Source organism: Lysobacter sp. HA18 (assembly GCF_054057595.1).
Genome location: NZ_JBSRZL010000001.1, coordinates 2,739,205 through 2,752,487 on the forward strand (window position 1 = coordinate 2,739,205; position 13,283 = coordinate 2,752,487).

At 65.6% G+C, this 13,283-nt stretch carries 11 protein-coding genes; 6 read left to right on the plus strand and 5 right to left on the minus strand.

What is annotated here, in order from left to right; all coding sequences use genetic code 11:
• Positions 1-305 precede the first annotated feature (305 nt).
• From rnk to ACVWWW_RS13415, 4 genes are all read left to right on the plus strand, one after another.
• On the plus strand, positions 306-713 hold the full coding sequence (rnk, locus tag ACVWWW_RS13400) for a nucleoside diphosphate kinase regulator (protein WP_027081962.1): 408 nt from the start codon (positions 306-308) through the stop codon (positions 711-713).
• 156 nt (positions 714-869) lie between these two features.
• Complete coding sequence (locus ACVWWW_RS13405) at positions 870-1,142, plus strand: hypothetical protein (protein WP_155914115.1); 273 nt, start codon at positions 870-872, stop codon at positions 1,140-1,142.
• A gap of 39 nt (positions 1,143-1,181) precedes the next feature.
• Positions 1,182-2,552: a hypothetical protein gene (locus tag ACVWWW_RS13410; protein WP_027081960.1), complete on the plus strand. Its 1,371-nt coding sequence runs from the start codon at positions 1,182-1,184 to the stop codon at positions 2,550-2,552.
• 633 nt (positions 2,553-3,185) lie between these two features.
• On the plus strand, positions 3,186-4,442 hold the full coding sequence (locus ACVWWW_RS13415; protein WP_027081959.1) for an RsbRD N-terminal domain-containing protein: 1,257 nt from the start codon (positions 3,186-3,188) through the stop codon (positions 4,440-4,442).
• 65 nt (positions 4,443-4,507) lie between these two features.
• On the opposite strand, the gene ACVWWW_RS13420 is transcribed toward ACVWWW_RS13415, so the two are convergent.
• Genes ACVWWW_RS13420 through ACVWWW_RS13435 form a run of 4 tightly spaced genes read right to left on the minus strand, consistent with a single transcriptional unit; the run spans position 4,508 to position 9,287 of the window.
• Positions 4,508-5,542 carry a DUF2955 domain-containing protein gene (locus tag ACVWWW_RS13420; protein WP_456998714.1) on the minus strand — a complete coding sequence of 345 codons (1,035 nt, stop codon included), beginning with the start codon at positions 5,540-5,542 and terminating at the stop codon, positions 4,508-4,510.
• 5 nt (positions 5,543-5,547) lie between these two features.
• A complete protein-coding gene (locus tag ACVWWW_RS13425; protein ID WP_027081958.1) occupies positions 5,548-6,657 on the minus strand; it encodes an HlyD family secretion protein in 1,110 nt (369 codons plus the stop codon).
• The gene (locus ACVWWW_RS13430) at positions 6,654-8,192 is read right to left on the minus strand and encodes an efflux transporter outer membrane subunit (protein ID WP_027081957.1); all 1,539 of its coding nucleotides are present in this window, start codon (positions 8,190-8,192) and stop codon (positions 6,654-6,656) included. The genes ACVWWW_RS13425 and ACVWWW_RS13430 overlap by 4 nt, the downstream gene beginning before the upstream one ends.
• A 6-nt stretch (positions 8,193-8,198) precedes the next feature.
• Entirely contained in the window at positions 8,199-9,287 is a 1,089-nt protein-coding gene (locus ACVWWW_RS13435) for an AI-2E family transporter (protein WP_196804310.1), read from the minus strand.
• 164 nt (positions 9,288-9,451) lie between these two features.
• Here ACVWWW_RS13435 and ACVWWW_RS13440 point away from each other — a divergent pair, with 164 nt between their 5' ends.
• Positions 9,452-9,745 (plus strand): hypothetical protein, encoded by a 294-nt coding sequence (locus ACVWWW_RS13440; RefSeq protein WP_155914113.1) that lies wholly within the window; start codon positions 9,452-9,454, stop codon positions 9,743-9,745.
• 612 nt (positions 9,746-10,357) lie between these two features.
• On the plus strand, positions 10,358-11,719 hold the full coding sequence (locus ACVWWW_RS13445; RefSeq protein ID WP_081671936.1) for a M61 family metallopeptidase: 1,362 nt from the start codon (positions 10,358-10,360) through the stop codon (positions 11,717-11,719).
• Between the two features lie 130 nt (positions 11,720-11,849).
• Here the strand turns inward: ACVWWW_RS13445 and ACVWWW_RS13450 are convergent, their stop codons facing one another.
• Positions 11,850-13,277 (minus strand): M20/M25/M40 family metallo-hydrolase, encoded by a 1,428-nt coding sequence (locus tag ACVWWW_RS13450; RefSeq protein ID WP_027081955.1) that lies wholly within the window; start codon positions 13,275-13,277, stop codon positions 11,850-11,852.
• Positions 13,278-13,283 lie beyond the last annotated feature (6 nt).

Below are 13,283 nucleotides of genomic sequence, written 5' to 3' on the forward strand. Positions count from 1 at the left end.
TTCGCCGCGCACTGAGAGCACGCGCGCGCCGCCACGTGCTTTAGCGAAGCAGGAACGAGGTTGTGCCACATTTGTTCCGTCATGCATCGCGCACTTACGCGCTCTGTCTCGATGCAGCGCGAAAGGATGCGCCTCGCCCGACTTGCACACGCGACTCGCAATCGCCCGCGGCAAAAGATGTGAAGGCCGTCGCGATCTGAACGATCGCTGTCGTGAACGTGCTGCGTCGATTGACCCTGCACGGAGCCGCGACCTACGGTTGTGCTTGTCACGTCGACGATCGTCGAGCGATTGGGGAAGCCGCCATGCACACGCCGCGCCTGATCATGTCCGTTCGCGATGCGCGACGCCTCGAAGCGCTGCTGGCGTCGCCGGTGTTCGCCGGTTCCGAAGAAGCCGGGCGGCTCGAAGAAGAAATCGCTCGCGCCGACGTACGCCAGCCGAGCGAAATTCCGGCGGACGTCGTCACTATGAACTCGAGCGTCGTCGTCGAAGACGAAGGCACCGGCGTCGAGCGCACGGTGCGTGTCGTGTATCCGGATGTTGCGTCCGCATGTCCTCAATACGTGTCGGTATTCGCGCCTGTCGGTGCCGCGTTGCTTGGCCTGAGCGTGGGCGATGCGATCGACTGGCCGATGCCGGGCGGCCGACTGTCGCGTCTGCGCCTGAAAGCCGTGCTGTATCAGCCCGACGCCGCGGGCATGCCCGAGTAAGAGTGCGTCGTGCTCGCCCGACTTTGGCGTCGCATTCGGACGTCGACTCTGCACGTAAGTGGCGTCGTGGCTGACGAGGGCGCCTGCGCGGAACGTTTAAACGGCGACGTCTGGACGATGCGCATGCGCCTTGCGCCTTGGTCGCGTCGCGATTGCATGGCGACGGACGAACCCTTGCACCTCACTCGTCTGGTCACGACCGACGAGCTGATCGCGCTGCAGCACGTGTTGTTGGCCGGCGTTGTCGTCGATGCAGTCGTGCAAATCGAGCCCGGCACCCTGCACGGTGAGATCGTGCGCGTCACGTCGGTTCGCCGCGTTCATGTCGCTGCAGGAGACGGCGGCTTGACCGTCGCAACGGCCGGCGACTCGCGTCGCGCCGTGCCCCTGCCCGTTGAAGCGACCGCAACGGACGACATGCCGACCTAGAATGGCGCGGCATTCGCTTCTACATCCCGGGAATAGCGCTTGAAGACCCGCCTCATCGCTGCAGCCGCCGCGCTCGTCGTCTATGCGACGCCAGCGGCCGCGCAGCACGACACCCACGCCGGCATGGACATGTCGCCGCCGCAGACGGAACAGGCGCCCTCATCTTCCGAACCCTCGACCGAGCAGCACGAGCACATGGGCGACATGTCGATGCCCGCGACGCATCACATGGCGATGTCGATGCAGGGTGCGCTCGGTCCGTACACGATGAACCGCGAGAGCTCCGGCACGTCCTGGCAACCGGACACCTCGAGTCATGCCGGCCTGCACCTCATGCACGGCAACTGGATGCTGATGTCGCACGGCGTGCTCAACGTCGTTGCCGATCGCCAATCCGGTCCGCGCGGCGACGATGCGACGTTCGCGTCCGGCATGTGGATGGGCATGGCGCAGCGGCCGCTGGGCGGCGGCACGTTGCAGCTCAAGGCGATGCTGAGCCCTGATCCGCTGATGGGCGCGCGCGGCTATCCGCTGCTGCTCGCCAGCGGGGAGACGGCGAACGGCGTCGACCCGCTAGTCGACCGCCAGCATCCGCACGATGCCTTCATGGAGTTGTCGGCGTCCGTATCGCACAACATCGGCGCGAACCGCAGCGTGTTCGCGTACGCCGGTCTTCCCGGCGAGCCCGCGTTCGGCCCACCCGCCTTCATGCATCGCGAAGCGATCATGGATTCGCCCGAAGCGCCGATCACGCATCACTGGCTCGACTCCACGCACATCAGCATGGGCGTGCTCACCGGTGGGTTCGTGTTCGACCGCGCGAAAATCGAAGTCAGCCGCTTCAACACACGCGAGCCGGACGAGCATCGCTGGAACATCGAAACCGGCGCGCTCGATTCGACATCGATCCGCGCATCGTGGAACCCGACCGACACGCTCGCGCTGCAAGCCAGCTGGGGCGACTTCAAGGACCCGGAGCAACTCGAACCCGGCGTCGACCAGAAGCGCTGGTCGGCAAGCGCCTTGTATGCACGCGAACTCGCATCCGGACGCAAGCTCGCCACCACGCTCGCTTGGGGTCGCAAGTCGATCACGCAGCACGGCGAATCGTTCAATGACGACGCGTTCGCTGCGGAAGCATCGATCAAGCAGAACAACTGGACGCTCTTCAGCCGCGGCGAAGTCACCGAGAACCGCGAACTCGTCGAAGGTGACCACGGACACGGCCCGGCGTATCGCGTGGGCAAGGTGTCGGTGGGTGTCGTGCGCGACTTCCGCATCGCGCAGCACCTTTCGTTCGGCGTCGGCGGCCTGGTCGCACTGAACTTTGTTCCGGAAGCGCTCGACGACGCGTACGGCGGCCGTCATCCGACCGGCGCCATGGGTTTCGTCCGACTCAAGCTGGACTGACCGCATCGGCTCGCAACGCGCACGGCACGGGAGCCGCATCGCAGTGCACGCGGCTGCCTGTCAGTCCGCGTCGTGGTGCGCTGCCGTCATGGAGTAGGTAGATTTTTCGACCCAGCGGCGGTGCTCTGCCGGCCGTGGCGATCAACTGCCGGGGGACGTTCAATCTTGCGCCCTGAGCGGCCCATAGGTTCAGTACTCGGAATCGCGCCGTCGCGTATTGATTCGTTCTGCCGGTTGCATTCGATTGCTCCGCGGGCCGTCGCGGCTGACGAAACGCGTCGCATGTAGCCGCATCAAGTAACGCCGACGCATCGCGTACGGCAACCGTAGTGGTCCGACCTACGGCTGGCTTCACGACGTCGCGAGCGCCGTTTTGAAAGATGGGCGTATCGAGGATGACGCTGCGTCCGCCGTGGACGTCGAGTCGATGCTTCCGACGGCAGATACCGACGGTTGCCGGTGCGTGCACCACGCCGTCGGAGGTCCGCGCACATCACAAGCGCGATTGATCGGCGCACCGCGTTCGCGGTTGCGATCCTTACGCGACACGGCGGCCGCAGGCACAACGACGCGAGGCCTGTCGCATGAGATCGCACCGCTCGCTTCACCCTCGCAGGCCACCATGGAGACGTTGTGATCGCAGAAGGAACACTCGCGGTGCTGGCAGCAGAGCTGGAGCAGCGACGCCAGACAATTCTTGAACACTGGCGGGAGCGTCTGCATAACGACAACACGCTTTCGACGTCGGACTGGACGCGCAAGCAGCTTTACGACCACTTCCCGGATGTGCTCGAAGCATTCTTCCGCATTCTGAAAAGCTGGCCGCAACCAGCGGTCACCGCCGAATCCGACCAGTTCCACTACGCGCACGCACACGCGAAGACACGCTGGCTCCAAGGCTATTCGCTGCGCGACGTCATCCGCGAGTGGACGCACTTCAACGCCGCGGTCGTGCTCGAACTCGCCAACGCCCGCATGAAGCGCGCCACCGCAGAAGCGGACGGCTTCATCAAGGCCGAAATGCTGTGGGCGGACCTCGCGGGCGAGCAGCTTTGCGAGAGCGCACTCGAATTCCAGCGGCTGCACCAGGCCGAAGCCGCGACGCGGTTGCAAGAGCTGGGCGACGTCCTGGACAAGTTCCGGCAACTAAGCGTGGAGCGGGCTCATGGCCTAGGGCGTGCAGTGACCGGTCTTCGAGGCAATCTTTCGACCGTCATGACATCCAGCACGCTGCTTGAAGGCGCACAGACCGATGCCGAACGCGCGGAACTGTACGCACTGGCGCGCGAGAGCGTTTCCGCGCTGGACCGGTCGTTGAACGACATGGTGCTGCTGGCGCGGCTCGAAGCAGGTGTCGAGAAGTGCGACGCCGCACCTGTCGACATGGGGTCCGCGCTGATGTTGCTCGTCGCCGGGATGGCACCGCACGCCGAGCTTTCCGGAAGCCAGCTGACGTGGGACGGCCCGGAGCCCTACGTCGTCGAAGCCGATGCCGCGAAGGTGCGGCTGCTGGTTCGCCATCTCATGCTGTCGGGCCTGATGTCCGAATCGGTCGGCCCGATCGACGTCGAATGGAGCGATGACCGACGTGACACCAGACGATGGGTGATCGTCGTGCGCCAGCACGTCGGGCATTTCCCGTCCGACGGCACGCCCGCCATCACGCAGGCGATCGCCGACGCCACCGATCGCGCTCAACAAGCCGCGGGTATCGCGCCGACCGGATGCGAGCGGGCGTTGATCGAAGGTCGCATTCCGGTTGCGTCGCGAGACGGCGTCAGCTTGTTGCTTGCGAAACACCTCGCCGAGCTTCTGGAAGCGAGCCTCGAGCTGGTGGCCGACGAAGGAATCGTGACGTTCCGGGTGAGCCTGCCACGCGAATACGGCTGAGCCCGGAGACGCTGCCACGGTTGGACTGACGCGCCACACGAAGGTGGTCGAGTCGGGACATTTCTCTAGGTCGGTGCCACCTTATGAACGCGTCGTGCAGAAGGTGCGACGCGTAATTGCTCGAGCACGACGATCGCGCCCCACGCGTACACAGTCACCGCAAGGAACAGCGCCAGCCGCTGCACGAACGCGGCACGCACGCCACCGCCCGAACTGTCCGACACCGCGGGGCCGACGAGAATGAGCATCGTCACGCCGACGTTGATCCAGAACGACGCCGGAAAGCGCGTGGAGGCGACGCGATACAACCGGGCGCCGAGATAGACACCGAACAGCAGCGTCCAGAGGAAGAACATCCAGAGCTCGGGCCACGCCTGCAATGCGATCCAGAACGCGGTGGCGAAGACGCCGGCGAGCGCGGTGGACCCGACGAGTTCGATTCCCGCCGCGCGTGCATTGACCACGGAGCCCTGCTGACCCAGCAGGACGGCCTTCATGATGATCGCCATGTACAGCGAGGGGTTGGTGAACGCCAACAGCACCGGCGGCAACACGATGATCATCGTGCGCAGCGCGATCCATGCGGCGTCGGTGGTGTCGGCGGGTGCAGCCTTCGGAGCCGGCGCAACGGCTGCGTCTTCCGGAAAGAACGGATACACCCACCACTGGCATGCGATCGCCACCGCGATGCCGATCATCAACGCCTGCACCACCGACAACGCGACCGCGTGTTCGATCAGCGCGGCGGCGGGAATCATCGTCAGGCCGACGGTGAACAGCGTCGACACCAACCCCTTCCCCATGCCCACGCCCATGTAGGTGCTGACGAAGACGCCCAGCGCGACCAGCAACACGCCGGTCAACGGGTAGTAGCGCAGCACCGGCGCCAGCACGAGCCCCGTTCCCAACGTCACGAACACGACCAGCAGAAGCTTGAAAAGCGTCTTCGGCCCCATCGGCGGTGCCGGTTTCGCGGTGAGGAAGATCGCGAACAGCGGCGCGAGGAACGGGAACGGCGTTGCGATGCCGTAGGCGATCGCGAGCGACAGCGCCATGACCGCGGCGAACCGGAACGTTCTCCTGGCGCCCAGCGGCATCATGGTCGTCAGTACGCGTAGGACAGCAGGCTCGCCACGCGGATGTACAGCTTTCCGAGCACCGCCAGCACGCCGCCACCGCTTCCGTACGCGAGCACGGACGCCTGACCGCCCACGCGCAGCGCGTCACGAAGGTCGGGATCCTGTCGCGCATCGAACCCGACGATCACCGGGAACCGCTGCGATTGCCGCAACCAGTCGCGGTTGTTGTCGATCGACGGCAACGTGCCCGGCGGCGGCGCGTTGCCCGCACTGACGCCCAGTCCGATGCTGCGCACCTGCCCCTTGAACACGCGACCCGGCAAGGCATCGAACACGATGTCGACCGGCGTTCCCACGCGCATGTGGCCGAGGTTGTTCTCGGTGAACTCCGCATCGATCCACACATCGCGGATCGCGACCAGCGTCAGCACCGGGCTGCCTGTGCCCGCGTACAGGCCGACATCGGTGCGAAGGTCGGTGATGACGCCGGCGGCCGGCGCCTTCACAACGGTGTTCGCCATGTCCAGCTGCGCCTTGTCGACGGCGGTCATCGCGGTTTCCAGCGCCGTGTTGTCGCTGACGTTGTCGCCGCCCATCTGTTCGATGGCGCGACGGATGTCGGCTTCGGCGGCGCTCACCTGCGCGGCGGCCTGTTGCAGGCCGGCATCGGCGACTTCCTGCCGGCGCACCGAGATCGTGCCTTCGTCTTCCTCGCGCAGGCGACGCAGGCGCATCGCGTCCTGCCGCGCGGCGAGTTCCGCAGCACGCGCGGCCTGCAGCTTTGCGCGCGAGGCCTGCACCGTCGCACTGCCGGCGCCGAACTGCCGGTGCGCGTTCGCAAGGTCGGATTGCGCCTTCGCCAGCGCGATGCGGTATTGCGACGGATCGATTTCCAGCAATGCCTGCCCGGCCTTGACCGACTGGTCGTTGGCCACGGAAATCTTCGTCACCGCGCCCGCGACTTTCGGCGCGACGCCGACGACGTAGCCTTCGACCCTCGCCTGCGACGTGTACGGCGTGTAGCGGTCGGCCAGCAGGTACAGCACGAGACTGAGCGCGATCACGATGCCGACGATGCGCCCGCCTCTGCCGACGGTCGCCTTCGCATCGACGGGCGGTGCTTGTTCGTCGCTCATTTCGAATCCTTTCCGTGGCTGGCGTCCGCCGGAAGCGGTGCACGCAAGAGGTCGCCCCATCGTGTCCGCGCTTCCATGGTGGCGCGGGTCTGTTCGGGCACGATGTCGTTGATCGGCATGTCCACCCAGCCGCCACCGACCGCCTTGTACATGGCGATGACCGCGTTGATGTGCGCACTGTCGTTGAGAAGTTCGCGCTCGGCCTGCGTGAACAGCACACGTTGCGCGTCGAGCACGCGATCGAAGCCGAGATAGCCTTCCTTGTACGACGTGTTTGCGAGATCGAGCGAGCGCTCCGCGGCGCGCGCCGCACCATGCAGCGGCACCTGCTGCTCGCCGGTCTTGACCACGACGATGGCCGCATCGTCGATTTCCTGCGCCGCGAGCAGCGCGCTGTTCTGGAACAGCTCGATCGACTGCTGCAGCCGCGCGTCCTGCAGGCGCACGTTATTGCGGATGCGGCCGTAGTCGAAGATGTTCCACGTCAGCGCGGGGCCACCGGCGATGCGCGTCACGTTCGGCGTGGCACCGAGTGTGTCGGACGACCAGCCGATGCTGCCGAGCAAGGTGATCGCGGGAAAGTAGTCGGCCTTCGCGATGCCGATCTGCGCGGACTGCGCGGCCACCTGCCACGCCGCCGTGCGCACGTCGCGACGACGCAGCAGCAGCTGCGCGGGCAGCTCGGTGATGACGGCGGATTCCACGGTCGGCAATGGCCCGCCTGCCGACGCGAGTTCCGGGAGGTCGCCGGGCGGCCGCCCCAGCACGGCGGACAGCGCATTGCGAAGCTGGACGAGGTCGGCTTCCTGTTCCGGGATCGTCGCAAGTGTTCCCAGGTACTGCGCTTGCGCCTGCTGGAAGTCGAATTCCGATTCCTGGCCCTGCACATGCAGGCGCTGCGTGATGTCCAGGCTGCGCTTCTGGATGGCCGCGTTCTTGCGCGCGATGTCGATGCGCAACAATGTCGTGCGATATGCGTAATACAGCGACGCGACCTGCGCGCTCAACAGCACCTGCACGTCCTGCTGGTTGGTGATCGAGGCGAAGTAGCCCGCTTCGGCTGACTCAATACCGCGCTTGAACCGGCCCCAGAAATCCAGCTCCCACGCCAGCTCGAAGCCCGCGTTGTAGGCGGTGACGTGCTGATGCGTGTCGGGCCCGGCGCCGCCGCTTTCGCGATTGTCGACATACGTCGCCGAACCGCTGAGACGCTGCACCTGCGGGTACTGGTTGCTGCCGGCGATGCCGAGCACGGCCCGGCTCTCGAGGATCCGAAGTCCCGCGATTCGCAGCGATGGGTTTTCGCGACGCGCGGTTTCGATCAGCCCGTTCAGGACCGGGTCGTTGAATGCGCGCCACCAGAAGTGCAGGTCGACCTGCGTCCGCGCATCGCCATTCGCAACCTCGCCGTAGAGACCGGGCTGCCATGACTGCAGCCAGACGACGTCGGGCTCGCGATAGTCGGGACCCAGCGTGACGCAGCCTTGGAGCAGCACGACCGACGCCAGCATCAACACGGTGCCGATGCGTCGCACGGGCCGCTACTCGGGAATAGCCACGGGCGCGATCACGACGGGCGCGGGGACGGTCGCCTCGGCGACGCCGCGATCGACCCATTGCATGAAGATCTGGTAGCCCACCGCCAGCAGCACCGCACCGAGGAACAGGCCGGCCATGCCGCCGGTCACCATGCCGCCGATCGCACCGATCAGGATCACCAGCATCGGTGCGTCAACGCCGCGTCCGAGCAGAAGTGGCTTGAGCACGTTGTCCGCAAGCCCGGCGACCACGAACCACGCGCTGAAGATGACTTTGAAGACCGTCGAGCTGCCGTCGTCCGCCATCCACAGCCATGCCAGCGCCGGCAGCGAAACCAGCAACGCGGGCACCTGCAGGATGCCGAGGAACATCGCGATCAACGCGAGCACGCCCGCACCCGGCACGCCCGCGAGCATGAAGCCCACGCCCAACAGGATGGCCTGGATGAAGGCGACGCCGACGACGCCGGTCGCGACCGAACGAATCGTCGCGATGCACAGCGTCTGCATCTGCGGCCCCTGCTCCGCGCTCGTCAACCGGATGAAGATTCGTCGGAACACGTTGTGCGCCGCGTCCGCGTAAACCATCAGCACCCCTGCGACGATGATGCCCAGTAGAAACATGCCGGCGGTCGACGCGCCGCCCGCCGCAATCGCGAGCACCTTCTTCGCGTAGCCGCGCAGCACCTCGCGGTTCTGCTTGAGGAACGACGGCAGATTGCTCGCGGCGGAATTCCATGTCGCGAACACGCGCGGACCGACGACCGGCCATTCCGCGACACTGGGGTCCGGCGACTTGATTGCCAGGTTGTCGTCTTCCACGCGCTGGTAGAGCTCGCTCAACTCGCTGGTGACCGTCGCCCCGAGCAGCGCGATCGGCGTACCGAGCAACAGCAGGCTCGACAGCACGAGCGCGGTGGCAGACCACCCTCGCCTTCCACCGAACCATCGCACCACGCGCAGGTAAAGCGGATACAACGCGACCGCCAGGATCATCGCCAGCGTCAACAGACGCGCGAACGGCGAGAACACGCGAACGCACAGGAACACCAGGAGGATGATCAGCACGACGCGGAGTAACGTGTCGGTCAAGTCATGGTTCACGAGCCTGCGAAGGCTTGCCTGGTCGACTTGCATGATGTTGCTCCGGGACGCCGAAACCCGACGGTTCGCCTGGTGACATGCGCATGCGTCAGTCGTTCAACGCGTACGGGTCAAACAGGTCCTCGATGCAAACGCGGCCACCATCGGGTTCCATGACCGAGCCGTTTTCGTATCGCTATTGCATGGCGCAGCTCGCCGCACGCGTCACGTTTGACGTGACGCGGCAGTTCCTTGCCGTGCTTCCCGGTCGCGTAGTTCACAACTTCAATAGTGCTTCGGCCCGTACCCGAAGCCCTGCTGCGACCGTCGATGTTGATCCTCGACTACAAGTAATTCGTTCCATCGACGCACTTATGCGCGAGTGGCTCGTCATGTACATCCACAACTCACAACCTCAGCGCCATCGGCAACCCGCGCGCCGCCCGATCCTTCACATCCGCATCTGACAAAGGCACGGCATTCAAAAGAGGTCGACTTGACGCTCGCGACATCTGTCATTTCGCCAACGCTCAACTTGATAAGACGCCAAGCGCAGCGCAGGCGAAACCGTTCATTCGCCATTGAATCTCGACCCGATTGCGTTACCCGTACGTGAGGAATACTTGGTCATGCGAACACATCCGACCGACGGACATTTGCCGCTTTGCCGGGCTCGACCGTGCTGTGAATATTTTGGATTGCTTGATGCGTTACGACGCTGGCGATGAGCACGTGCTGGATGCAGTGACGGTGATTCGCTGTTAGCGGAATGCTCGCCCGACTTCCCCTGACGCCGTCCAGACTCTTTCGACGCGATCCGTTCGCTGCTCTAAGACCGTGATCGAGCAACATGGCAGAGCAGAACACCCGCACCGGGACAGCGCGCGTCTGCCGCGGTTCCCGGATGCACCGCGTTGATGAGGCCGACCCGATCAACGCGGGGTAGCACTACTTGCCCGGCGGCGGCGTTCGCAGGCTTGGTAGCGATCTGCTCATCGACCCGATGGCGGTCTTGGTGGTCGCGACCGGCGCTCGTGTAACGTCCGACGCTTCTCCGCCGACACCGGGATAGCGCCCGTATGCGATCTGCCGTGCTGACTCTCGCCCTTCTCTGTTGCGCGGGGACAGCCTCGGCATCGCCGCCGTCGACGATTTACGACGTCTCGTGGTCGCAGGAGCATGACCTTCGCCTGCATGTCAGAGCGGTGCTTCCCGCGAGTGAGGGGCCGTTGGTCATGGCGCAGTCGTGGCCGGGCGATGCGGAACCCGTCGCAAGCGGTGGTTGGCCGGCACTGGTGCAACACCTGTCGATCCACGACGCACACGGCCACGCCTGTGCCGTTGTTGCGAAAGGCAGCAGTGGCTGGGACGTGGCTCCGACATGCCGCGGTGCGCTCACGCTCGACTACGACGTGGACTACACGCCACTGCAGAAGTCGCAATGGCCCGCGCCGCGTGAAACAGCGTTTCGCGACGCGAGGGGCGTGTCGATCATCGGACGATCATTGTTCATCACCCGCGGGCCCGACGCGCCAAGCAGCGTTTCATTCCATCTCCCGCCCGGCTGGAACGTCACGACGCCTTGGCCCGTGGCAAAGAACAACGCGTTCGCTCCGAATTCGACCGCCGACCTCGTCGACAACCTGTTCGCATTCTCGGAGCGGCCACTGCCACGCTGGTCCGTCAACGGTTTCGACGTACGCGTTCTCTCGTTCGGCGCATGGCGCGACCGTGAAGCGGTCGTACAGACCACCGTGCGCGCGGCGCTCGAGCGCTACACCCGCATGATGCCGCTGTCGCAACCTCAGTCCTATCTCGTGGTCCTGCTTCCGCAGGACGACACCGGTGGTGAATCGTTCCGCGCGAGCTTTGCAATGAACACGTCGATGGATGCCGGCGCAGACGGCACCGCCGAATTGCAGCGCCGGGTCGCACACGAACTCTTTCATTACTGGAACGGCTGGCGACTGCGTGGCGCCGACTACGCGTCGACGCAGTGGTTCCAGGAGGGTTTCACCGACTACATGGCGACGACGACGTTGCGGAAGGCGGCCATCGTCTCTCCCCAGCAGTTCCGCGCGAAATTCGCTGCGCATGTGCAGAACGGAGCGCGCCTGCAAACGCCGCTCGCCACGCCCGGCACGTACAAGGGGCCGCCGCTCTACAGCGGAGGCGCGCTCGTCGCGCTGCATTTCGATGCGTTGATCAGGCAGTCGACGTCTGGGCGTCTAACCGTCGACGACGCCATGAGCGCGCTCTGGCGAAACACGGATCAGGGCACGCGCGCATATACGTGGACGGACATCCGCGCGGCCCTGACCGAAGTCGCGCCGGATGTCGGCTGGGACGCGCTGTATGCGCAATACGTTTCGGGCGATTCGCGCTTCACCGATGCACAGGTGAGCGCGTCGGGAGACGTGGTCGATTCAACAGATCCCTGACGTTTAGAACGGGCGTGTGACGCGCCTTTGCTCCGATCAACCACGCACGTGGCCGTCCACGCTTACGCACGCCGCCATGCAGCGACGTGTATTACACCCACGCCGCGCGCACGACCGGTCACGACGAAACCTATTTCGTCGACGGCGCGTCCGCGTAGCGCTTGACCAGCGCATACAGGAAGCGACGACCGTCCATCAGCGACTTGACGGGGATGCGCTCGTCCAGACCGTGCGCATGGCTGCCCTCGGCGTCCTGGAACATGCCGGAGATGCCGTAGGTGGGAATCCCGGCCGCATTGAGGAAACGGCCGTCGGTCGCGCCGCTCGACATGGTGGGGACGATTGCGACACCGGGCCAGATCGACGCGGCGACATCGCGCACCGGCGCGAGGATGTCGGCGCCCAGCGGCGGGACGGGTGCGAACACCGCGGCCTCGCCCACGGTCGCGATCTTGATGCCGTCATCGGCCACGACACGCTGCAGGGTGGCCTGCACGTCGGCGATCGTGGTGTCGGGCAGGATCCGGCAGTTCACGTTGGCGGTGACGTTCTGCGGCTGCGCGTTCGGCGCGTGGCCGCCATTGATCATCGTGGCGATGCACGTGGTGCGCAGCATGCTGTTCCAGCTCGGATTGATGTCCCACAGTCGCGACACCGCATCCTCGTTCGGTGTGGCCGCGATGGCTGCGCGCATGTCCGCAGCGACGTCGGCGGACACGAGCTTCGACTGCGCCTCGAAGTACGCGCGCGTGGCCGCGTTCGGGCGGATCGGGAAGCGGAACTCGCCGACGCGCGCGAGCGCGCCGCCCATGAGGCTGATGATGTTGCGCTTCTTCGCACGCGCGCTATGCCCGCCGCTGTCGGTCATGGACAACGTGAAGTCCTGATAGACCTTTTCGCCGGCCTGCACCTGCAACGCGACCGCGCGGCCGGAGGCATCGAGCTCACCGCCCGCGCCTTCGTTGAGCGCGAACGCGGCATCGAGCACGTCGGGCTTGTCGCGGGTCAGCCAACGCACGCTGTTGAAGACGTCGGCCGTTTCCTCGCCGCAGGTCAGCGCGAGCTTCAGGCTCCGGCGTGGCACGTAGCGCTCCTGCTTCATGCGCACGAGTGCGTCGGTGAACACGGCGGCCATCGCCTTGTCGTCCGCGGCGCCGCGTGCGTAGAACCAGCCGTTCTCCTCGGTCAGCTTGAACGGATCGCGCACCCAGTCCTGACGCCGCGCTTCGACGACGTCGATGTGCGCGAGCAGCAGCAGCGGCTTGAGCGACGCGTCGCGTCCGCGCAACACCGCGACCAGTGCACCGTCCTTCGGGCGGTCGGCCGGTGCATAGATGTGCATGTCGTCGGCCGGGAGGCCCGCTGCGGCCAGATGCGCGCGCATGGCCTCGGCCGCGCGCGTGCAGTCGCCCGAAGAGCGGGTCGTGTCGATCTCGACCAGTTCCTTGTAGAGCGCGCGAAATGCGGGCTCCGACGGGTCCGCGGTAGCGGCTCCGGCCTGCGACGCGGTCACGGCGAGGACCAGGGACGTGGCGATAGCGAGCGCGTGGCGATTCATGGGCGA

Bases quoted from the DNA above. Each gene is read 5' to 3' on its own strand.
- rnk (WP_027081962.1), top strand. From the start codon at position 306: ATGCACACGCCGCGCCTGATCATGTCCGTTCGCGATGCGCGACGCCTC.
- ACVWWW_RS13405 (WP_155914115.1), top strand. From the start codon at position 870: ATGGCGACGGACGAACCCTTGCACCTCACTCGTCTGGTCACGACCGAC.
- ACVWWW_RS13420 (WP_456998714.1), bottom strand. From the start codon at position 5,542: ATGATGCCGCTGGGCGCCAGGAGAACGTTCCGGTTCGCCGCGGTCATG.
- ACVWWW_RS13425 (WP_027081958.1), bottom strand. From the start codon at position 6,657: ATGAGCGACGAACAAGCACCGCCCGTCGATGCGAAGGCGACCGTCGGC.
- ACVWWW_RS13440 (WP_155914113.1), top strand. From the start codon at position 9,452: ATGACCGAGCCGTTTTCGTATCGCTATTGCATGGCGCAGCTCGCCGCA.
- ACVWWW_RS13445 (WP_081671936.1), top strand. From the start codon at position 10,358: ATGCGATCTGCCGTGCTGACTCTCGCCCTTCTCTGTTGCGCGGGGACA.
- ACVWWW_RS13450 (WP_027081955.1), bottom strand. From the start codon at position 13,277: ATGAATCGCCACGCGCTCGCTATCGCCACGTCCCTGGTCCTCGCCGTG.